This window comes from Ahniella affigens (genome assembly GCF_003015185.1).
Lineage (GTDB): Bacteria > Pseudomonadota > Gammaproteobacteria > Xanthomonadales > Ahniellaceae > Ahniella > Ahniella affigens.
Map to the genome: position 1 here is coordinate 1,175,177 of NZ_CP027860.1, position 21,572 is coordinate 1,196,748.

General features: G+C 53.4%; 16 protein-coding genes and 1 pseudogene. 7 read left to right on the top strand and 10 right to left on the bottom strand.

The features are described 5' to 3' along the window. The first annotated feature begins 1 nt into the window (after position 1). Both C7S18_RS04405 and C7S18_RS25255 read left to right on the top strand, forming a co-directional pair. Positions 2-751, top strand: a complete 750-nt coding sequence (locus tag C7S18_RS04405) for a phosphoribosyltransferase-like protein (RefSeq protein WP_146151752.1) — start codon at positions 2-4, stop codon at positions 749-751. Positions 752-1,334: 583 nt separating this feature from the next. Then, the gene (locus tag C7S18_RS25255) at positions 1,335-2,378 is read left to right on the top strand and encodes a reverse transcriptase family protein (protein WP_106890412.1); all 1,044 of its coding nucleotides are present in this window, start codon (positions 1,335-1,337) and stop codon (positions 2,376-2,378) included. A 197-nt stretch (positions 2,379-2,575) separates the two neighbouring features. Here C7S18_RS25255 and C7S18_RS04415 read toward each other — a convergent pair whose 3' ends face one another. The 7 genes from C7S18_RS04415 to C7S18_RS04445 all read right to left on the bottom strand — a co-directional run bounded on the left by C7S18_RS04415 (position 2,576) and on the right by C7S18_RS04445 (position 9,450). Further along, entirely contained in the window at positions 2,576-4,555 is a 1,980-nt protein-coding gene (locus tag C7S18_RS04415; protein WP_106890413.1) for a transketolase-like TK C-terminal-containing protein, read from the bottom strand. Beyond that, positions 4,548-5,099 carry a P-loop NTPase family protein gene (locus C7S18_RS04420; RefSeq protein ID WP_106890414.1) on the bottom strand — a complete coding sequence of 184 codons (552 nt, stop codon included), beginning with the start codon at positions 5,097-5,099 and terminating at the stop codon, positions 4,548-4,550. The genes C7S18_RS04415 and C7S18_RS04420 overlap by 8 nt, the downstream gene beginning before the upstream one ends. Then, positions 5,096-6,208: a glycerate kinase gene (locus C7S18_RS25260; protein ID WP_106890415.1), complete on the bottom strand. Its 1,113-nt coding sequence runs from the start codon at positions 6,206-6,208 to the stop codon at positions 5,096-5,098. Before C7S18_RS25260 ends, C7S18_RS04420 begins: the two co-directional genes overlap by 4 nt. Next, complete coding sequence (locus tag C7S18_RS04430) at positions 6,205-6,858, bottom strand: hypothetical protein (protein WP_146151753.1); 654 nt, start codon at positions 6,856-6,858, stop codon at positions 6,205-6,207. The genes C7S18_RS25260 and C7S18_RS04430 overlap by 4 nt, the downstream gene beginning before the upstream one ends. A gap of 81 nt (positions 6,859-6,939) precedes the next feature. Then, positions 6,940-7,536: an NUDIX hydrolase gene (locus C7S18_RS04435; RefSeq protein ID WP_106890417.1), complete on the bottom strand. Its 597-nt coding sequence runs from the start codon at positions 7,534-7,536 to the stop codon at positions 6,940-6,942. A gap of 75 nt (positions 7,537-7,611) precedes the next feature. Next, a complete protein-coding gene (locus C7S18_RS04440; RefSeq protein ID WP_106890418.1) occupies positions 7,612-8,052 on the bottom strand; it encodes an HIT family protein in 441 nt (146 codons plus the stop codon). A gap of 84 nt (positions 8,053-8,136) precedes the next feature. Next, positions 8,137-9,450 (bottom strand): aminotransferase class III-fold pyridoxal phosphate-dependent enzyme, encoded by a 1,314-nt coding sequence (locus C7S18_RS04445; protein ID WP_106890419.1) that lies wholly within the window; start codon positions 9,448-9,450, stop codon positions 8,137-8,139. Between the two features lie 279 nt (positions 9,451-9,729). On the opposite strand from C7S18_RS04445, the gene C7S18_RS04450 reads away from it, so the two are divergent. From C7S18_RS04450 to C7S18_RS04465, 4 genes are all read left to right on the top strand, one after another. Beyond that, positions 9,730-10,701: a transposase gene (locus tag C7S18_RS04450; protein WP_146151754.1), complete on the top strand. Its 972-nt coding sequence runs from the start codon at positions 9,730-9,732 to the stop codon at positions 10,699-10,701. A gap of 947 nt (positions 10,702-11,648) precedes the next feature. Beyond that, positions 11,649-13,106 (top strand): TIR domain-containing protein, encoded by a 1,458-nt coding sequence (locus C7S18_RS04455; protein ID WP_106890421.1) that lies wholly within the window; start codon positions 11,649-11,651, stop codon positions 13,104-13,106. Between the two features lie 84 nt (positions 13,107-13,190). Beyond that, complete coding sequence (locus C7S18_RS04460) at positions 13,191-13,865, top strand: hypothetical protein (RefSeq protein WP_106890422.1); 675 nt, start codon at positions 13,191-13,193, stop codon at positions 13,863-13,865. Between the two features lie 96 nt (positions 13,866-13,961). Continuing rightward, positions 13,962-14,966: an IS5 family transposase gene (locus tag C7S18_RS04465; protein ID WP_106890423.1), complete on the top strand. Its 1,005-nt coding sequence runs from the start codon at positions 13,962-13,964 to the stop codon at positions 14,964-14,966. Between the two features lie 153 nt (positions 14,967-15,119). Here C7S18_RS04465 and C7S18_RS04470 read toward each other — a convergent pair whose 3' ends face one another. After that, the gene (locus C7S18_RS04470) at positions 15,120-15,689 is read right to left on the bottom strand and encodes an LNS2 domain-containing protein (protein ID WP_170113104.1); all 570 of its coding nucleotides are present in this window, start codon (positions 15,687-15,689) and stop codon (positions 15,120-15,122) included. On the opposite strand from C7S18_RS04470, the gene C7S18_RS24405 reads away from it, so the two are divergent. Then, entirely contained in the window at positions 15,688-15,888 is a 201-nt protein-coding gene (locus C7S18_RS24405; protein WP_170113105.1) for a hypothetical protein, read from the top strand. The genes C7S18_RS04470 and C7S18_RS24405 overlap by 2 nt on opposite strands. A gap of 381 nt (positions 15,889-16,269) precedes the next feature. Here C7S18_RS24405 and C7S18_RS04475 read toward each other — a convergent pair. Further along, positions 16,270-17,843 (bottom strand): annotated as a pseudogene (locus C7S18_RS04475) (IS3 family transposase). A gap of 1,304 nt (positions 17,844-19,147) precedes the next feature. Then, the gene (locus C7S18_RS04485; RefSeq protein WP_106890426.1) at positions 19,148-21,568 is read right to left on the bottom strand and encodes a metallophosphoesterase family protein; all 2,421 of its coding nucleotides are present in this window, start codon (positions 21,566-21,568) and stop codon (positions 19,148-19,150) included. Positions 21,569-21,572: the final 4 nt, after the last annotated feature.

Sequence of the window (21,572 nt, forward strand, 5' to 3'; positions counted from 1 at the left end):
GATGGAGCTCATGGATGAATGTGGAGAATTGGTTGAGCAGGAGCTCGTATTGGAATTGCTGAACCGATTTTGCTACCTCGATACAGATCGGCACAGTCAGTGTATTGACAAGATTGCGCAGAAAATTGCTGTTGGCTGGAGCCTGAGCGAGTCCGAAACTCAGATTGTGGCTGCTACGGCTGATAGTGCGGCTGATAGCGGTCAGCTTGTGGTTTATGAAGTAAAGAACGCTGTCGGGAGGTTTGGATGGAAAACACCCTTCGCTGTAAATCGTTATGACAAAGTGTATAAAGAAATAGCAAGTCGGCCCAACATCGTCCTTGTTGACGAGTTTATGGGCTCTGGCCGCACCATGGCCGGTAGGGTGCGTACGATTTTGCGGGAATTGAAGGGGCGAGGTGTTAGTGGGGTTAAAATCTACGTCGCTAGCTACGCAGGGATGGTGCATTCTACGATCCCGGTAAAGGCAGAAGGCTGCCAGGACATCTTTCTGGGCGTTGAGCTGAAGAAGGGAATAAGTGAGATGTCGAATCCTGCGTACGTCGATCGAGACCTAGCCACCATGGGTAAGGTTGAAGATAGGCTTGCTGTGATTGTTAACGGGAAGAGCCTGCCGCGGCTAGGCGACGCTGGATCAGAGGCCCTTTATGCTCGAACAAATGGAAACACGCCGAATTCCGTGTTTCCGGTGTTTTGGTGGCCGGAACTTAAAGTTGGGAAGACGAGAAATACTATTCTCTCAAGGATATAGTCAGATGGAAATGTCACCCATACAGAAAAGGCTCCTCACTCTGATCTTTGAATCATCGAACGGCCTTCTTGCCTATTCGCTCTATAGAATTCTCGGCTGGACGCCACCGATTCTTGCGAATCAACTTGATTTGGCTGAAGCAACCGGATGGATTGAGCAACGCGAAGGGCGGTACTTCTTGAGTGCCTCTGGTAAAGCAGCGATGCTTCGTGTCTCTGGGCTTCCGACTGGCACATCTGGTAAGCTTCGCGAAAAGGCAAAGTGGATATACGAGTCGACACGAATTCCTGTAAACTCGCCCTACGTGCCAAGGCAGAGTTCGAAGAAATAGTTGGGGTCGAAGTCGGAAAGCTAGACGTTGGAGTGTCATCGCTCCCTATGCTGAGGCGAGCAATCGTCTCAGTCGACGTACCGGGAAATCATCAGTACGTCGACTGCAACCAGTTTGTCAAACCTTCGGTTTGCCAACCTGGCTGCAACAAAGAAGTTCGCTGTCAAGCGTCCCGCTTGCCATCGAACTTCTTTGCTGTGCGTGCTTTGCAGCACGTAATAGTATTAAGTAGCACCGGCTTCGACCCCTACTATGCGAATTCTAAATACCATCGAGTCTTGGGAAGCATACTTTGAGGACGTTTGTCTTCGCGAGGACATTGCTGCAGCCCATTTAAAAATTATTTCGGCCCAGCTAAAATCTGGGGTGCCAGTCATATTTGACGTGGAACATTTGTCTCTGCTTTTGGGCGTGTCAAGCACGTACTTGGCTTCGGCGGTTTCAGTGCCCCGATACCACTATAGGGATTTTGCGATTCCAAAGAAGAGGGGCGGCGTTAGGACTATTAGCGCTCCGAGAGCGGCACTGAAGGGGGTCCAACGATGGATTCTTGACAATATCCTAAATTGTTTCCTCCCGCACAAGTGTGCGTTCGGATTTCGGGCAAAGAAATCAATATTGAATCACGCTCGAACACACTGCACTGCTGGAAGGATATTAAAGCTAGATGTCGCGGAGTTCTTCCCGTCGATCAAGCTCGATCGAGTAATCGGGCTCTTTAAGAGCTTTGGATATACTCCAGGAGTGGCCTTCACACTTGCCAGTCTTTGCTGTTTGGACAGACAACTTCCGCAGGGTGCGCCGACAAGTCCTGCAATTAGCAATTTAGTTTGCCGCAGGCTCGACAATCGGTTGCACGCATTCGCCTCCAAGAATCGCTTTCGGTACTCACGATACGCTGATGATATCGCGCTTTCTGGTCGGGACTTGAATAGTTCAGTTATCCAGATAATTAGGGGAATTCTCGCGGAAGAAGGATTCGCGCTAAGAGATGACAAAACTCGAATTTATGGTGTTCATTCGAAGCGCATTCTTACTGGATTAAGCGCGTCACTAGATGGAGTTAAGCTTCCACGTGAGGACCGGCGGCAGCTCAGGTCGGTCTGCCACCAAATTCGGAAGTTCGGGTTTCTTTCGTACCTTGCGAACAACAAGATCCGTGATCCAATGTTTCTTGCTAGACTAATCGGCCGCTTCTCCTTCTGGTGCTACATAGAGCCCGAAAATGCGTTCGCCAGCGAGGCGCTCGCCCACTTGCGAGGCGTTGAGCGCCAGTTTCTTGCTGCGCGCTCGTAGCGGCCCGCTGAATTACTGCTCAATTTCTAGCTCTGAGGAGAGGTACTGTTAAGTACGATGATTGAGGAAGGCGTCATGATTTCGACAGCACTTTGGGGGCTATTGATCGGCGCGCTTCTCATATTCCTATCGCCCCGGGGGTTGAGATACTGTCGAGGCGACAACTAGTCTGACGAAGGGGCCTCCCATGTCTCAATTCAGCTCTGCTCAACGTTGGCCGCGAGCCTCGAGCGAATCCTAGTGCAAATACGATCAGTAGTAAGCCCTGCGCGCTTCAAAGCTGACGCTTCGGACTGACTGACACCGAAATCGTCAACCGAAACCAAAAGCACATTTCCTTCTACCACGCTTCGCCAAGGGCCACCAACACCTGCCTCAATAACTACAGTCAAACGAGGTCGCCCAAGGACGCTCTTTTGATAGTCGCTCGACTGACCCGCGAATTGTGAAATCCAAGGAACGGAAACAACCTCCGACCGTATGCCCTCCGCTGACAGGCGGTCCGAAACTTCAATCGCAAGCTCTACCTCGCTGCCTGATGCTAGGATAGCTAAGCACGGATTCTCGACCTTGGGACCGATGCGATAGCCCCCTCTCGAGATAGACTCCAGACATCGCACAATTCCGAGGGAGGTGCGCGAAGACTTGCTAAGGCAAATAACCGCAGGAAGGCAACGACTTCTAAGCAGTTCGGAAAGTACAATATTGAGTTCAACAGAGTCCGCGGGGCGAACAACATTTATCTTGGGAATTAGCCTGATGGACCAGAGGTGCTCAACGGGCTGGTGCGTTGCGCCGTTCTCACCTACCCTAATTGAATCGTGCGTTGCAAAGAGAATCCAGGCGGACTTCATTTGAGCTCCAAGCCTGATTGCTGCGCGCGCGTAGTCCGTGAATGACAAGTAGCAAATGCCACAGGATAGGGTCACGCCCGCGCAAGACATTCCGTTCATCGCGGCAACCATTAGATGCTCTCGCACGCCAAAATTAACCCAACGGTCCGATGCTGGAAATTCGTCTCGCTCCTTTCGTTGCACCAAAAACCCGACAGACGCCCCAACATCCGCCGCTCCGGCTACCATATCCCCAACTGAGCTGCAAAGTATTCGCAGGGAGCTACTAAGGCCAACAAAGCGGGCCGGCACACTTGGAGCTCTCTCTTGCTCGAGCGCGAGTTCCATAATTGATTCCGCAGCATTCTCTAGGGAGGAATCCATTTCGGCCGCTTGGCCTGATAGAGAACCGACACTCGACGCCAAGCGGGACGCAGCGCCGATTTTTCGGACCCGGGCCCACAATTTCTTAGCTTCAGGTTCGACTTCAAAGTTCTTAGCTGACCAGCCCATTTGCCGACGAAACAGGGATGCAGCTTCCTTTCCAATTACGCCACCGTGAGCCGCCGATGTTCCTGCCACAGACAAAACGCCATATCCAATTTGCGTGCGGCACTTCAAATAGCCGGGCCTTCCACATTCTAGCAATCGGAGGACTTCCCTCAAGACACTTATCGGCTCATGACCGTCGACTTCGGCTGAAACCCAACCCGAAGCTTCAAATCGAGCTCCCTGATTGGTACTACTTGAAAGTGAAATTGGGCCATCAAGACTTACCTCATTGTCATCGTGCAAGACAACAAAATTCTTCAAGCCTAGGTGTCCCGCAAGATCAATGGCCTCCTGCGAAAGTCCTTCCATCAAATCCCCGTCACTCACGATCGCGAATATTCGATACTGCTCGTCCAGCCCTTGCTGCCGATAGAACATGTCACGCGCGATAGCCATACCAACGCACGAAGCAAGGCCCTGTCCGAGTGGTCCTGTCGTGAACTCGATTCCTGCGCTTTGATTGAGCTCGGGATGTCCTTGCGCAACCAGCGATGAACTCCTAAACCCAAGGAGTTCACTCTTATGCAGTTCACGATAGCCACGCAAATGAAGGTAAGCATACAGCAGCGCAGAGCCGTGTCCCGCAGATAGCACCAGACGGTCTCTGGTCGTCCATGTCGGTTCATCCGGATCGCATCTAATAATCGTTGCCAACGCCGCAAGACAATCAGCAAACCCTAACGCAATCCCTGGATGTCCAGACCCAGCATTTTCAATCATGTCGATTGCAAGAACGCGAAGACTTGTTGCCAGCAATCTCAGCTCAGAAGGTGAGAAACGGCTCTCATCCATTGGCGCCACCAAAACGAGATAGCGTATTTATCAGTCGCACTCCATCACTGTCATGTTTGGTGGCATCATACACAAAGTCGACAGCGCCTAGCTGCGCGTAGAATCCGTCTATCTCGACTTGGATCTCGCGCCATCGTTTGGATCGCTTCGAGTCCATCCTGGAACGCCTTTCTAGCTCATTTGCGTCGCAGTAGATCAACAAGGAGACTACACGCTCGCCGTAAAGCTCACGAAAGCGTGCTACTGCAGCTGAGCTGCCGACAATGATGGCGTGAGTCCGTCCAGCGTCTAGCGACTTTGAGACTTCTTGAAGTTGGACTCCAAAACGATGGCCATAGCTTTCGAACTCAAGCACGTCTATGTGAGGAAAATCAACATCCTCGCAGAAGATAAAATCTCGACTATCGTCGTGATTCGAGGACACTGGACGATTCGTGAACTTCGGCGACGTGTCGACGAGGCCCTTGCGTTCCAATTGGCGGAGCGCGGTGGTCTTGCCAGCGCCCGAAAGTCCGAAAAGCAGAAGCACATTCCCGCGGCTCATGAGGCTTCTCCGAGTAGCCGAAGTATTCGAGGAACCGCTGACGAAATCGCGAAGCGTGCATCCCGCAATCCAGCAGGTCCCAACTCAACAACCGAAACCCTGGAGCAGACCGATTCTAGATCTTTGATTCCTGCGCTAGTTGTACTTCCAGCAATCACGACACATCTTCCCTTAACCCTGCGCGCGACAAAATGCGGCACCTTCCCAAATCTCGTTTGCTCGTCAAGTCTTCCTTCGCCAGTAATGACAACGTCCGCAGATGACAACATCGCATCCCATCCGACATTGTGCCGACTTGAAAAGTACTCAAGAGTATTGTGGAGTGCCGCACTCGAAAAAGCATGGAGCGCTCCGGCGACTCCCCCGCTCCCAGAAGCTCTCTTGAGGCCCCTTATGTCGATTCCAATTTGTGCCTTAATTAGCTCGCAAAAATGAAGTATCGAATCCTCCACGAAATTTCGGTCCTCAGGCCGGAGTCCCTTCTGTGCTCCATACATTGAAGCCTGACCAAAAGCCCCGCACAAAAAGTCATCTGTATCGACGAGGCACTCAACACTAACACCTCCTAGCAGAGTTGCGTACTTCGCAACGTTGAAATCAACGACTCTCGCTAGATCACGTAAGCTCGGGTTCTCGATCGGACCGGACCTTGAGTAGAAGACGACCCCCAAGGCCGCCAGCATTCCTACCCCAACGTCCATCACGGCCGAGTCCCCCATGCTAATTTGGACCGTTCTCGCGCCATCCTTGATCGTATGGAAAATGAGCTCGCCCAGCCCTCTACTGGTTGCAGACATTGGATTGAGGTTGCCTGGCGGTGCAAGAGAAAGGCCAATTGCTTGCGAAGATTCCAAGAATGCTGCTGAGCGGCTAAACCAAGCTCGCCGGGCCCGAACTCGCGCTCTCGTAGGGCCGCTAACCCAAACTGCATCCAATCTTACATTGAAATACGAGCGCAGCATTTCCAACGTTCCTTCACCGCCATCCGCGATTACAACCTTAGAGACCGACGAACGAGGTAAGTGAGTCCGCAATGCACGCCCAATGATGTTCGCAGCGGTCAGGGATCGAAGCGTCCCTTTGAAGGTGCCGGGCGCTATCACGATCATTTCAGTCGGTTTGTCTTCATGGGCTTCTCAGGATGAACTGCGCCATAGTTGATGAGATTCCGCTTGATTTCATCTATGACATCTTGCTCGGTCTTGGCTTCTGGATGCCTAACAAACACGTTGTTGCACACGCGTCCGCCGCGAGGCCCGCCATAGATAATCGTCTTGCCACGCATTCTGGTCGGGTACCCGAGCCAGCTTTTTCCGCGCTCAAAGAACATGCTTGTTCGCGAATAGTAGTCAACTGCCGATTCCATTGAATCATTCCTAACATTGATAAACTCGCGCATAGCCCCGTTGGAAATGAAGTCGGTCACAGATCGAATACGTGACCTTACAGAAAAGCTGTCTGACAAACCAAACCCGACCACGCTAGTTGTGTATAGGCTCTGTTCGAAACGCCAAACACCAAAGTACATCTTGCCGTCTTCCTCGCCGTCGATGGTATATGTATAAGACCAAAGGCCGTCAACATAGGACTTTCCCCAGTACAACTTGTGAAGGACTTTAACATTTGCCATTGCCCAGAGCGTCCCAGCAATCAACATTCGATAGAAGCCAATTGACGTAAAGAACACAATGCTTGCATCGATTGCTGGATTGACCAGCGGTGTCTTTGACAAGCGGACTGCGACAAAAATCGTGTACATAACCGCTACAGATAGAACTGCGGTGTTTACGGTTCGTAGTTTCTCGTCTATTGGTTGCATCATGATTGTATAGGCCAGAGTTCACTCGCCTGCAGTAGATCCCAAGAAATCGAACTTCATCTGCGCTAGGCTCTTAGGGTCGTGCGCGAGCCGTAGAACTTTCAGCGCAACTTCCAAGTCTCCAAATTCCTCTTTGGAAACCAGTTCGATGAATTCTTCGAACGAAACCTCAAGCAGGCTTATGCACTCGCCTGGGTCCGGCTTGGCTGACGGCAATGTTCTAAAGCCCCGCGTCAAGAAGATGTAGATTGCCCAATCTATCTTTGGCAGAAACTGAAATGACTGCCATAACACCACGCCCTCAGCCACCAAGCCGGCTTCTTCGCTGAGCTCCCTGCGGGCGGCAACCTCCGGGTCCTCGCCGGGCTCGACTCGTCCGCCTATTAGACCCACACTAGGCGCGGAACTCGGCTGCACTTGCTTCGCCAATATCAAGTTTCCAGTATTCGTTATGGGGATGATGTAGGAGGTATCAGGTCTTTGAATTTTCTCGAACGATGTAACAGATCCGTCAAAAAGTTGCTGCTCCCAGACAAAGACATCGAACAGTTTGCCAGAATGAACTTTCTGCGCATTGCTGGGTATAGGCTGCCTAGAAACTGGTCTACTGTATTGCATGATGAGACTCTCCTAACTGAACTGGCAAACTGATGGTGAGCTCCGAGTGGTTCACTTACAATAGTAAGCCTCAATTCACTTGGTGACGACCCAGTCTCGTTTAAGAATTTCAGCGATTTCATCGAATTTTTGCGGCGCCAAGCTCACTGCCAACGAAAGATCGGGTGGTCTTGGCCATGACGCGTCCGAGAACTCTGTTCCCGCTAGTACCCTCGTTCCACAATAGCGTGGGATCACGTGAAAGTGAATGTGCGGGTCAACCATCATCAGAGCAAGGTAATTCACCTTTTCGTAGTTCACCACCTTTCGCAGCGTGGCCTCAATTTCGTTCACCGCTATAGACATCTCAGAGAAGGCACTTGCACCAAGGGAGCCGAGCGCAGTGGACTCAGACTTACATGCAAGGATTACGTTCCCCGCCGTGAATTGGGCGGGTCGAAGAAGGACAACCCAATACTGGTACTCACGAAGCATTGATCTCGGGTATCCAAATTTCGTGATGGTCTCATTTGTCATGGCTACCTCTCCAGGTTTGTAATGGAAGAATTGGCTTTTGCGCTAACTTGCCGATCGGATGAATCGTGCATATTGAGCATGTGTTTATCCACGTAGGAATGATCTATACGTACTGATGAACGCCTCTACGGCATCAACGAGTACTCCCGTTCTGTCAGTTATGATTGGGAGGGAAAGCGTTATCAACCCGCGGCGTCCGATCCATACTCCCATTTCTAACATGAAGAGGTAGAATATTTCTCGCAGAAGAAGCTCATTAAGCTGCATACTGTACGGGCGTTCAATCGTCCCCTTACGCATGTGAGCTTGCATCATAGATCCTACGCCAGTGAAACTAAGACTCGAATCGGTCTTGAGAGCTATGCCATTCAGGGTCTCTCTGAGACAGTCGCCATGATTGTTTAAGGCAACAGCCTCTTTCTCTCCATAGATATTCAGCACCTCACGCGCGGCCGCCATTGTGAGTACATTGTTGTTAAATGTACCGGAATGAACTAGCGCATCAGGTCCATCCATGTCGAAACGTGACATGATCTCGGCCCTTCCGCCAACTGCACCGAAGTTCAACCCGCCGCCGAGGTACTTTCCAAGTGTAGTGATTTCAGGCCGAATTCCCATCTTTCGCTGCAAGCCTCCAAAGTAGAGTCGGGACGTCACGACTTCATCGAATATGAGCGGTATTTCGAATTGTGCTGTTAAGCGCCGAACTTCCTCGAGAAAGTCAGTACGCGCTACGATGCAGCCCGCACTGTTTAACATCGGCTCGATAATTACAGCTGCTAGGTCGCGCGAGTGCTTTGTTATCGTCCTCTCAAGCTGAGGAACATCATTGTAGATTGATCGTATGAATGAAAATGGCACATTTAAGGCCTCAGACTCACCGGAAAAGTTTAGCAGAGCACCATGGAATGCACCTGAGAAGACGAGAACTTTGCTGCGATTGGCGAATGCCCGAGTTGCGGCGATTGCGATTATGTTGGCTTCGGTGCCGCTACTGGTGAAGCGCATAAGTTCCATTGAGTCGAATCGTGAACGGAGCGACTTTGCTAGGCTCGTTTCAATTGTGTTCCGTCCGCCGAGCGATACCCCGCCAGCTAATGTGCTTGAGACTATCTCCGCAACCTGTGAATTGGAATGTCCGAGGAGCGCAGCGGAATAGTCTCCCAGACAGTCAAAATACTCATGGCCGTCTATGTCCCATACCTTGGATCCTTGACCGCCCGCAAGAGTTAGCGGAAAAGGCAAGTTGCGAAGAACCGATCGCGTGCTTCCTCCTGGGAAGTACGCTATTGCTTCCTTGTGAGCCAATTGACTTCTGGGATTGTGTTCGGCGTAACGCTCGCGTACTTTTAAGAGTTCAAGGCGAATCGCCTCGGTTCTCGCCGGCTCAGTGCTCATCGCGCCACCCAATTCTCTGAATCGATTGAGCTAAGTTTGTCACAAAACGCTCTTGGACTGCTACTTGCGCTGTTCAGGACCATACAGGACACCCAGAAATTCAGAAATTTCTGACCCCAATCTCAGATTTCTGCCAATGCTCCGGGTCTTTTGAATCAGCCTATAGCGGACACCCAACAATTCAGAAATTTCTGACCCCAATATCAGATTTCAGCCAATGCGCCGGGCCTTTGGGAATGGCAAGATCACTGCTACTCCCCGCCAAGGATGGCGATCACCATGCCGCAAGCGCGCGAACGAACCGTTCCGAGCAACTGCTCGGGCTACTACCACTGCGTCAGTCGCTGTGTCCGGCGGGCTTGGCTCTGTGGCTATGACAAGGTCAACGACAAGAATTACGACTACCGCCGCCAGTGGGTTGAGGACCGGCTGATGGTGCTGGCCGAGGCTTATTCAGTCTCGATCTACGCCTATGCCGTCATGAGCAATCATCTGCATGTGGTGGTGAAGATCGATGCAGTGGCCGCGCAGGATTGGTCGGATGAAGAGGTGGCTCGGCGCTGGTGCAAAGTGTTTCCGGGTTCCGACGATCCGGAGGCGCAACAGGCGCGTATCTCCAATATTGCTGCAGCACCAGAGCGGGTGGCGACGTATCGGGATCGGCTGCGCAGTTTAAGCTGGTTTATGCGCAGCCTCGCCGAGCCGATTGCCCGTCAGGCCAACCGGGAAGACGACTGCACCGGGCGGTTCTGGGAAGGCCGATTCAAAGCCCAGGCGTTGGTTGACGAACGCGCGTTGTTGGCGGCCATGGTCTACACCGACTTGAACCCGATTCGAGCGAAGATGACTGCAAAAATCACCGAATCGAAGCACACCGGCGTTCACCAACGCATCGTCAAGATTCGGGCAAAAGAGCTGCTGCGATTCGAACCTGTTCGGCCGGTCGCCGGCATGCCGCAGGAGGCGCTGAGTCTCAGCAACAAAGCCTATCTGCAACTCGTGGACGACACCGGCCGACAGTGGCACCGAGGCAAGTCTGGCCGAATTGCCGCCAGCACGCGATCCATCCTGGCTGAACTCAAGATCGACCCGAAGCAATGGCATGACCAAGTCCGTGGCTTCGGGAAGAGCCGCGTCACCGCGATGGGCGCGTTGGACCGACTGGTCCAGTTCGCGCGCGACACACAGCGACGCTGGCTGGTGGGGTATGAACTGGCGCGTCAGGCCTATTGGCGAGCTATTGCGGTCTGACCCACACCGACCTCAGCTCGATCGTCTACGCAACCTCCAATTGGAGCGCGCTGAGCGCTGTTGCGTTCTCGCAGGCCTTTCGGATAGCAATCGTCAAGTCCTCCGTCGCTGGTAGCTGTGTGTGGGGCATAGCGCTGTAACCCAAATCTGGAGCGACTTCGCCGCCTCTAGCAAACGCGCACTGCAGACTCAATCGCAAGTCTGATCACTGTAAGTCCGATAGCGGGAGAATCACCGCGCCAAGCCGGACTGGCGCAATACATGGATGTCCACCAATCCCCTCTTCGGCGGGTTCGCGCTTACTGTTGGACTGCCTGCGACAGAACTGCATACTTGAGCGTGCGATCCGAACACCCAAAAGCAAATTGCACCCACCCGCACTTGCTCGAAAGCCGAGAACACGCGCTTCGCACTGTCGCCGATTCGATCCGCTTCTACAACTACAGCCGACCGCACCGAGCGTTCGGCTTGAAGGCCCCGCTGAGGTAAGTTTTTTGGCGGCCCGGCCTGTAGCGAAAGTAGCGGTTCGTTACATTGACCGATTTTTGAAAATAGGACAGAGAGCATTTGATCTGTTGAATCTTCGCCATTGCCAACCTATCGGCTTGACAACTGGCATCACGTTGAAGCACATTCGGATCTGGGCACTCGGCAGTAGACATTCATGAATCACCGCATGTTGCGACTTCTTGAATCCTCCGTTCGATCTCCCAAGCCGTTCAGGATCACGATGTGGTCGACATACTAGTACTCGGAGCATTGGGGCTTGTGCTTGCTGACTTCTTCGCGCTTGCGTTGAGACGTCGTAGCGAGCGGGAGACCTGTTTCGTGGTCTGAGGGAGAAGCTGACATTGAACCGGGCATCTAAGCGGTGCCTTACCATGACTATGCATTAGTGCGCAGATTAGTGTCGCTGTCGAGTGTCCGATAACTAGCCCGGTAACCGTATGAAGCTTTTATCACAATCCTTCATCGCTTTGGCTCTTGATCCCATCCACATTGGGGACGGCCTTTACCGACGGGACTACGACGAAACTAGGGTCAGCAGAAAACGAGGAATTGCGAGAGATGTCGATGGCCTCCCGATCATCCCAGTTTCGTCGCTAAAGGGTTGCGTCCGCTCGCTGATTTCTGCCGACTACGGCGTCGCTGGATGCGATGGGAAGGGATGGAACTGCCCGCAGCCCCATAGATGCGCCTCGTGCGCTATTTTCGGATATGCGAACTATCACTCGACAGGAAGCTCTTCTAGTTTGGTTCGATTCAGTTCTGCGACTCTGGTAGCTGTGCCGATCCGAACGCCCACGGGCGTAGTGTTGGTTTCGAGTGGGACGCGGCTTGCCGGCGCCGGAATTGCGCCCAAAGATTGCCTGCGTCATGGTGGCTGGGAATGCACCGATTCTGTCAAACCTTCAGAGCTAGAGTTTGTTTGCGGACTAGTTTCCAGATTCGAGGAACCTCCATCGTGTTTTCGTGGAAGTATCGAAGGCGTTTTGTGGGATTTTCACCCGGATCTTCGCGACGCAACAAACAAGCTGATATCTCTGGATGAAGCGTCATTTCAAAGTCTTGCTAAACAAGCAAGTGGCCGTTCGTCATCTGTTGCCATAGGCGGAGGGTCTGAGATTCCGAAGCCTGGAGCACTTTTTGAGACTGAATATATACTTCGATCGTCGATATTGGCGTTCGAGGTAAGCTACTTTGATCCTGAATTTCGAGGTATTCCAGAGTTCGGTAGTACCAAGTCAGCTGAGTATCCCAGTCTCAGTGCAGACTTGGGCTCTATGGCAGCCATTGTCGGGCATGGTTTGAGAAAACTTGAAGATCATGGGATTGGCGGGAGAAAAGGGCGCGGTTATGGGCGTCTTAGAGTTCTTTCGACAGCACCAGAGGCAGGGATCGCTAGTCCGTGTATCAATTCAGCGAAAGTAAATGGCGTTTCAAGAGTCGCTGACAAAGTAATGATCTCGTATGAATCAAAAGACAGGGTAGTTGCGCGTAGACTTGCCGCGGACATGCAAAATCGTCGTTTCGATGTTTGGCTTGACGAACATGAAATTCACATTGGCGATAATGTCCTAGGAGAAGTTAACAGAGCGCTGGACCAGTGTGACTTCATGGTTGTTTTGCTCTCAGAAACGAGCCTCAAGTCAAGATGGGTTGAGCACGAGATAAACGTGATACAAACGCGTGAGATTCGGTCCGCTTCGAGAATTCTGTTGCCTGTATTGGTTCGGAGTCAACAACCACTTGCGCTTCCAGCAGCCCTATCCTCTAGGCGCAGCGCGGATTTGTCTCGCTACAATGAAGCCCTTGAAAGCATCATCCGAGCAATTCACTTTCATCGCGGTCGGAGGTCAGATGTACGAAGTCTAGCGGACACCCATGAATTCAGAAATTTCTGACCCCAATCTCAGATTCCAGCCAGTGCGCTGGGTCTTGCGTAATGGCAAGATCATCTGAACTCCCCGCCAAGGAAGGCGATCACCATGCCACAAGCGCGCGAACGAACCGCTCCGACCAACTGCTCAGGCTATTACCACTGCGTCAGTCGCTGTGTCCGGCGGGACTGGCTATGTGGCTACGACAAGGTCAACGACAAGAATTACGGCTACCGCCGCCAGTGGGTTGAAGACCGGCTGCTGGCGCTGGCCGAGGCCTATTCAGTCTCGATCTACGCCTATGCCGTCATGAGCAATCATCTGCATGTGGTGGAGAAGGTCGATGCGGTGGCCGCGCAGGATTGGTCGCATGAAGAAGTGGCTCGACGCTGGTGCCTGGTGTTCCCGGGTTCCGACGATCCGGGGGCACAACAGGCACGTATCGCCAACATTGCTGCGGCACTGGAGCGGGTGGCAATCTATCGGGATCGCATGCGCAGTTTAAGTTGGTTTATGCGCAGCCTCGCCGAGCCGGTTGCGCGTCAGGCCAACCGGGAAGACGACTGTACCGGACGGTTCTGGGAAGGCCGATTCAAAGCCCAGGCCTTAGCGGATGAGCGCGCGTTGTTGGCAGCAATGGTCTACACAGACTTGAACCCGATTCGGGCGAAAAGCGGGAGATACTGGACACGCAGGAACTCATGGCGTTCTGATGCGCGGCACGTAGTGCCTATTGAGGCACGCCTGCTTGCTGGAATCCCGGCAATTCAGAGTTTCGTGTGATTTGGTATGTATCCGTGATCACCACAATTAGGGAGGGTCTGAACAAGTCCCGCAATTTCTGGTTAGATACAGGTGTTGCGGCGAGGTTATTTCAGCATGGACCAGATGAGTTTCGGTGACGCGGAATATGCGGCTAAGAAGAAGCAGACGCGTCGGGAGGTATTCCTAGCCGAGATGGAGCAAGTCGTGCCGTGGGCAGCATTGCTGAAGGACATTGAGTCGGTTTATCCGGTCGCCGGTCGCGGCCGTCGCCCGTACCCCGTTGAAGTGATGCTCCGGGTTCACCTGATGCAGAACTGGTTTTGGTTGAGCGATCCGGCGATGGAAGAAGCGCTGTATGAGATCGTGTCGATTCGGAACTTTGCCGGTCTGACGCTGAGCGGCAGCATTCCAGACGAGACGACGATCCTGAACTTTCGGCGTCTGATTGAGACGAATGATTTGGCTTCGTCGATACTGGAGCGGATCAACGGTCATTTGTCGCGCAAGGGCTTGCTGCTGAAGCGTGGCACGATCGTCGATGCGACGATCATCGCGGCACCGAGTTCGACGAAGAACTCAGACGGTGAGCGGGATCCTGAGATGCACCAGACGAAGAAGGGCAACCAGTGGTACTTCGGCATGAAGGCGCATATTGGCGTGGATGCTGACAGTGGTCTGGTCCACACAGTGGTGACGTCGGCAGCCAATGATGCCGATGTTGATCACGTTGAAAGCCTGCTGCACGGCAAGGAAGAGACAGTATGGGCAGATGCGGGCTACCAGGGCGCCGACAAAAACATGCGCGAGAACCATCCGCGCAAGCAGCGCTTCCCTGAGTGGAGGATTGCGATGCGCCGAAGCGCGATCAAGGCGATGGAAGAAGGTCGGGCAAAGAGCAATATCGTGAAGATCGAGCGTAGGAAGGCGCAGGTTCGCGCGCGAGTCGAGCATGCGTTTCAGAAGGTGAAGTGCTTCTTTGGGTACAACAAGGCGCGCTTCAAGGGATTGGCCAAGAACACCAGTCACATCGTCACCCTGTTCGCGCTGGCCAATTTGCATCGTGTCAGAAAAGTGCTACTTGAAACTGCAGGGGAGTTGCGCCCGAAGTTCGCGAGCTGATCACGAAAGAGGGGCAAAGTAGCGCCAGAACCGCTTTCCCAAGTGAAGAACGATACCGATTAGGAAGGATACTTAACGGATCACCGACCGAAACCCGCCTGAGAATCCGGAGGACGGAATCCATCGCCAAAAACCGACTTGTTCAGACCCTCCTTAGTCCTGTAAATCGAGTTCGTTCCTGTTTTCGAGCTCGATCCAACTCTTTACACACACCGCATAGCAGCCAGCCTGGCAAGATGACGCGCCCTCACGTTGTAACGCGATCACTTGATCCTTAGGTATGCCTGCAAGTTGGTAGGCGAGAAAATCAGTATCTGAGTCTCCGAAGGCGTAGCTCAACTTCCAGCCAGACAGCGAGTACTCTTTAAGCACTGACGATTTGTATTGTGCAACATGCTTTCGGTCTTTAGCGTTCGGAGCGATGTGCAAGGCTCCAGGCGGAAATCCGCTCTTGTCGAGCCATTCTTGCAGTCCCCATTGAAACAGCGGGTGGCGGGCAGTGACGTAAATGATTGAAAAGCCCTTTTCGTGGTACTTGGACAGTACTGCTGCCGCACCTGGTCGCGCAGTATGAATTTTGGTGTTTCGCGGTGTGAGCGTGCCGTCGATATCAGTAACGATCACGCGTTCTCGGCCTGATTCCGGGCTCGCGATGTCAACCGGCGGCAGTCGAGCGCATCCGCCCAAAAGTAGCAATAACGAGATTGTCTGAAGCGTTTTCATGCTTTGTCTCCGTGCTCTGAGTGCCAACAACTTCATCGTATGGGGTTCGATAGTTCTCGGTACTATTGATACTTTGGTCGCGAGCGTGCTCGCAGCGATCTTCGCCACAGTATTCTGTGTCAGCAAGGCGCGAAATCTCGCAGGCACGGAAGAAGTCGATCGCTTGATACAAGACACGCACCAGATCCGGGAGTTCTGAGCAGGCTCTCATGGACCTCCGATACGAGCCGAGCGTCAATCGATGAAACAGCCAGGCGACCAAGCTCACGCCAATCCAGTTGGCCAACTCACGGGGTTCGACGCCGCTGCCCGCTTTTATGGGGCCGGGTTGCTTGGTGTACCTTCTCCCGAACGTTTCAAAGCCGGTTGGTCGGCGGCGGTGCATGTCAAGGTAGTTGTCGCGTCGTTACTTCGGCACTTCGTGTTTAGGCTCTTGTAGCCGGCCGCACCTCCGAGCCGCGTTCGAACTGGGCACCAGAGTCGACGGGCGCTAGAAGGCGCCCTTTTAGTCGCCTCTGGCGCTCGCGCTGACTGGTGAGCACGGCGTCATTGTTCGCGGCGAGACGCATTGATGCCGTCTTCATGCTGCTGCCCGCTGTGCTGCTTGGCTTTGCGATAGCGCCGGCACCTTCGCATCGCGTTCGGGATTCAGCGCGACTTTGCTGATGTGCGACCAGTCCCGTGTATTGCCGGACCAGCGCGCCGGATTCGAGCGTTTGGCCTGTTCGTAGACCTCTTTGCGTGCCGCAAGAATGGTTACATCTTCGCCAGCGTGGCGCTGTGCCGGGGTGACATAGCGGATGCCGCTGTGGCGGTGATCGTGGTTGTACCAGCGCACGAACTGACTTGCCCAGGCGCGCGCTTCCTCAAGGTTTGCGACGCCCTTGCTTGGGAACTCTGGACGGTACTTGGCGGTGCGGAACAGTGACTCGACAAAGGCGTTGTCGTCGCTCACGCGCGGGCGCGAGTACGAGGGTTTCACGCCAAGCCATTGCAGCATGGCCAAGACCGTGGTCGCTTTTAGCGTCGAACCATTATCGCCATGCAAGACCGGCTTGGTGGTGTGTGTTGCGATGCCTTCAGCCAAGGCAGTCCGTCGAACCAGATGTGCGGCGTAGTCGGCGTCATCGTTGGCATGCACTTCCCAGCCTACAATTTTGCGGCTGTAAAGATCCAGGATCAGATACAGGTAGAACCACTGGCCTTGGACATCGGCCGGCAAATAGGTCATGTCCCAGCACCAAACTTGGCCTGGTGCCGTGGCGATGTGCGTGGTTGGTGGGCGACGTGGCGACGACGCCTTGGCTCGGCCCCGATGTGCCATTTGCTGATGCGCATGCAAGACGCGGTAGAACGTCGACTCGCTGGCCACGTACACGCCTTCGTCCGCCAACTGAGGCACGATGCGCGCGGGTGGTAGATCAGCGAACCGCGGCTCATTGGCGACGCGCAGCACCAACTCGCGCTGATCAGCCGTCAATGCCTGAGGCAGCGTCGGCCGTTCTGCGTTGATGCGGCCATCCGCGGGGATCGGCACATCGCTGTTTGGCCGCATCTTCTTCCAACGCTGCAGCGTTCGGATGTCGATTCCAACGATCTCGCAGACAGCATGCAAACGAGCGCCTTTCGTGTGCGCTGCCTGAATGTCCTGGACCAGGGCTTGGCGATCCTCGAAGTCGATCATTCGACCTCGCCCTTGTTGAAGATCGCCGCCACTTTTTTTGATAGCACCAGTAACGCCGCTGTCTCCGCCAGTGCGCGTTCCTTCCGCGCCAGATCTCGCTCAAGCTCCTTGATCCGCTTCCGGTCCGCGCGCGTCGCTTGTGGGCTCGCTCGCGCTTCATCAGGCGATGCCAACGCCGTCATCGCATTGCTGCGCCACTGCTCCAGATCCGTCACATACACGCCCTGAGACCGGCACCAAGCCGCCTTGTCGGCTTCATTCATCGCTGCCGTCACGATCACGGCTTCCAACCTCGCTGCAGCCGTCCACGAGCGCACCATCGCCGGTTTCGCTTGCGCGTCCTTCAACCACCGCTCAAGTGTCGAAACCGACACGCCGACCGCCTCCGAAACCACCTCAATCGAACTGCTCTCCGGCGGCAACAATCTGGCCACTGCTCTGTCTTTGAATCCTTGTCCGTATCTGGCCACTGCTCATCTTCCTATCGCCCCAGGGGTTGGGAATTCTATCGAGGCGACAACTAGTCTGACGTAGGGGGCGGCGCGTACAGCAGATTCTGGACACCAACAATCAGGCAACTTTCATCACGAGTACGAATATGAGAGCAATTGACTGCTTCAATAATTTGCTGATCTTCACCCTGCTTGTTCCGATGGCTTGGGCTACGGCAGCTGGAGTCAAGTTGGTGCCGACACCAGGCAATCCGACCGTTCCTCTCGCGCATTGGCTGGCGCATAGTGACAAGGTGAGTGATAGGTAGCGCGTGTGCGTTTCAGGTTTCTTGGCAACGGATGCCGACTGCAGGCCCGCGTTGTTTGCGGGCCCACTTGCCGCAATAACCTTGGATATGAATCGTGAAGTCGTATTGATGCCGAGGGACATAGAGGTGATGACAGCAGCAGCGCGCGAACGGTACGTCGGAATGTACCAACGCCTACCTCAGCAACGTTTTCAGTATGTGGAAGCCACAGGTTATGTGCGATCCGACAACTAGTCTGACGTGGGGTCTAAGATGGTGTCGGCACTTGAGCATAGAACAAGAAAGCTTGACAGAGCGCACTTCTTCTAATGCCCATGACTTGAAGCATATGTTCTGGTTAGCATGGGATGTATCGAATCGGTTGGTCCCCAATCTGACTCAGGGTGATATGAGACGATATCCATGCCGCCGGTACTCCCAATCGTGTGGAATGCATGGCGTTCCTGCGCCGGGATCATGAATACAGAACCTTCGTAGAGGCGCTCCTCCCACTTTGCCCCACCTGAAGGATTCGATCCAATCGCAACCCCGGAGCCCTTCGTCACGACTCCAAGTCGTATGCTGGGATGTACATGCTCGGTTTGGCGTACTTCGGCAGGAAAGTGCAGATGATTCAGAACTGGGTCGCCGAGACGGGGAGGCGCAACCAATATCGTGCTTGTGCATCCATCAATGTAAGTTAGGCGGCCGCGTTCTTCCATGATGCCGGCACTCGTGATTCCACGAAACCCCAAGCGCTCAATCAGGACCACCAATCCGTCCGCCTCGACAGTTACGCCACCTGTCGCGCAGAAATACCCGCCGACAGTCGCGCCGAATTGAAACCGCCGTCCAACCACCTGAGCCCGACCGCTCAAGACTACCCCATAAAGAGTGTCCGATACGCTCTCAAATAGTTTCTTTCCCGAGACTACGACCAGTGACGATGGATACATAGTATCCCGAGCGTCGATTGAGTCGCCTTGATTTGGGTTTGAAATGATCTTCATGTCGCAAGTAGTCTATCTGAACGCGTCAAAAAACCTTAAGCAGCCAATCAGCTAAACGCTGGTTCGCTAGCTCACTCTTTAGGTTCTTCCAGGCCTGATCACCCAGCTGCCACATCGCCCACGCATCCGCAGCAAACATGATATCCGGCCTTCTAAGCAAGTGGACAAACTCGTCCACTAGCCCATCTCCGGGGCCCAGGTGCCTTGGGTACGCATCGATTCCCCAGAGCCATTCGATTTTCGATGCCCCTAAATGTCCCCGCCAATCTGCGGGCTCATTTCCGAACTTGTCATTCCATACGTCTTCCTGTGCACGAATCCTCTCATCGGATTCGCCCCTAACCTTTGCGAAAACCGTAAAGTGTCCAATATCTCTTCTCCCGAGGCCTGTTCGGCCAAGAAGAGTGTCTGGGCACATCCAGAATAGGGGGAAACCGCAGTTTTCGTGGAACTCAATGCACTCCAGTGAAGTCCTCTTCTCAAACTCTCGGTCGTCCCAAAGTAGAATGCGGGGGAACTCCATCAAGCTATTTGCAATGAAATGTCGTTCATTGGGACGTACAGTTTTTTGCGGTACCCAGGGAAAGGTTGATATTGATACACGCATTCCCTCTTCAAAGATGGTGTTAGACGGCGAGAAGAGCGCTCGCTCAACCGCATCAATGTCATTGATATTGGGTTGGCGAGAGTCTTCAAGATCAACACCGTCAACAATCGGAACATTGTCCCACAGGCTTAAAGAGTCCGATCGGTCTATGTGCGACGTATTGCGAAGAGTTCCTCTACCTACATTACGATCGAAGAACGAGCGCTCACGTTTGCCGAGTCTTGTGAGTTCGTGATCTCTTGCGTTCCTGAGGCGAGAGACAACTCCCAACGTCTTTGAGATTCTAAGTGCATTCTGAATCGCGCCGTGGAGCGGCTCAGAAAAGTGAAAATGCAGATTGGGGACTGCCTCCCGGACAACTCTCTTCACGCCTTCATTATTTAGAACAAGCTCAGACTCAATGCTCTTAGCTAACGCTGCAGCCCTGCCGATGTTTCTCCTTGCCTCAGGGAGAAAGAACTCTGCAAGTCTTTTCTCGCTCCAAAGCTCGGGTGGAAAGACACTGAGAGAGTACATCGCACGAATGTTCTGCAAGTTGCTATGAATTTCCCGGACACGCTCAAAAAAGCTCACTTCGCTGTCACCTTGAGCATCGATAAACCTCTCTAGACGTTCAACCTCAAAAGTATCGTTCCGCAAGAGAATGTCAGAGACTTTGTTGTGAATTTCGCGTTGTTTAAGCGACTGCTTTCCAATTGGGATCAACTGGCGAATGTCCCTGTACGTTGGGCGAGACAATCCCTGGCCTGGGTGGTCAAATCTACTGACCTGCTTTATAAGCGCGTTAGACCAGCCTGGCACGTCAAAGTTCAAGGTTATGATATTGAATCCGATCTCATTTCCAGGCGTATGGCGCGCCCCAAATGCAGGTGCTCCCAAGCACATGAAGCTGTCGTCAACCCCAACTGACGCCGCCCCATCTCGGCGGCTGTGATCAGAAAGTGTCACAAGCCGACTCTGATGCTGATGGCCGTGAAGAACAAGGCGAAAGTTGTTCTCGAGTAAGAAGTCGTTAAACGCTCCATCGTTCAGAAACCGATATGGTTTTGCGTCCTCTGCTTCATGAGCGAAAGGAATTGGATTGTGGTGAACGACTGCGATTCTGAATGTCTGCGTGTCATGCGAAGTGAGTGAGCTCAACACGCTTCTGCAGTTGGTGAGGTCCTCAGCTGCGATTACTGCAGGATCGATTGCCGGAACCTCGCTCGCTTTAGTTTGCGATATCTCCTTCTTGTTGGAGCGCGCGCCCTTGTTACGATTTTCACTCTTGTTGTCGCTGTGCAGCAGAACTTTCAACACGTCAGGATTCGGAATTCCGCTGAGGTTAACTGAGTTGAACGGGACAATCTGGCATGTGTGTTCTCCAATGGGAATCTTCAACGTCACGGGCGGCTGGCCGGGGGTGGTAGGAGCCGAATAGAAGGCATTGACGCCAGGAAAGTTCCCGTCGGAGATTGCCATCTTGAAGCCACCCAATGGCGACCGGCCCACTTTTCCAGTTTGGCAATTCTCGCGAACGATACTCCAATTCACGTCGTGGTTGCCCGGGACTACTACCGCGTAACGGAAACTCTTCCCACTCAGCAATGGTCGGAGGAAGTGATCCGCGAAGTCCTGGAACTCGTCGTTCTGGCCGCGATCCGTAATGTCGCCACTGATTACCAACAGATCGAATGTTTGTGAATCACCGTTCTCCATTTGCCTTAGCGAGTCTAGCAACTGCTCTAGTAAATAGCGCCAAGATCCCTGTTGGTCTCGATGGGCTTTTGTTCCGGACTCGCTAAAGCGTTGAGCTGAGTGCAAATCAGAAATATGCAAGATGCGCAGTTCGTTGCTCATAGAT

Coding starts and splice junctions, on each gene's coding strand:
- C7S18_RS04420 (WP_106890414.1), bottom strand. CDS start 5,099: ATGAGCCGCGGGAATGTGCTTCTGCTTTTCGGACTTTCGGGCGCTGGC.
- C7S18_RS04440 (WP_106890418.1), bottom strand. CDS start 8,052: ATGACAAATGAGACCATCACGAAATTTGGATACCCGAGATCAATGCTT.
- C7S18_RS04465 (WP_106890423.1), top strand. CDS start 13,962: ATGGACCAGATGAGTTTCGGTGACGCGGAATATGCGGCTAAGAAGAAG.
- C7S18_RS25255 (WP_106890412.1), top strand. CDS start 1,335: ATGCGAATTCTAAATACCATCGAGTCTTGGGAAGCATACTTTGAGGAC.
- C7S18_RS25260 (WP_106890415.1), bottom strand. CDS start 6,208: ATGATCGTGATAGCGCCCGGCACCTTCAAAGGGACGCTTCGATCCCTG.
- C7S18_RS04445 (WP_106890419.1), bottom strand. CDS start 9,450: ATGAGCACTGAGCCGGCGAGAACCGAGGCGATTCGCCTTGAACTCTTA.
- C7S18_RS04405 (WP_146151752.1), top strand. CDS start 2: ATGGAGCTCATGGATGAATGTGGAGAATTGGTTGAGCAGGAGCTCGTA.
- C7S18_RS04430 (WP_146151753.1), bottom strand. CDS start 6,858: ATGTACACGATTTTTGTCGCAGTCCGCTTGTCAAAGACACCGCTGGTC.
- C7S18_RS04435 (WP_106890417.1), bottom strand. CDS start 7,536: ATGCAATACAGTAGACCAGTTTCTAGGCAGCCTATACCCAGCAATGCG.
- C7S18_RS04415 (WP_106890413.1), bottom strand. CDS start 4,555: ATGGATGAGAGCCGTTTCTCACCTTCTGAGCTGAGATTGCTGGCAACA.
- C7S18_RS04455 (WP_106890421.1), top strand. CDS start 11,649: ATGAAGCTTTTATCACAATCCTTCATCGCTTTGGCTCTTGATCCCATC.
- C7S18_RS04470 (WP_170113104.1), bottom strand. CDS start 15,689: ATGAAAACGCTTCAGACAATCTCGTTATTGCTACTTTTGGGCGGATGC.
- C7S18_RS24405 (WP_170113105.1), top strand. CDS start 15,688: ATGCTTTGTCTCCGTGCTCTGAGTGCCAACAACTTCATCGTATGGGGT.
- C7S18_RS04485 (WP_106890426.1), bottom strand. CDS start 21,568: ATGAGCAACGAACTGCGCATCTTGCATATTTCTGATTTGCACTCAGCT.
- C7S18_RS04460 (WP_106890422.1), top strand. CDS start 13,191: ATGCCACAAGCGCGCGAACGAACCGCTCCGACCAACTGCTCAGGCTAT.
- C7S18_RS04450 (WP_146151754.1), top strand. CDS start 9,730: ATGCCGCAAGCGCGCGAACGAACCGTTCCGAGCAACTGCTCGGGCTAC.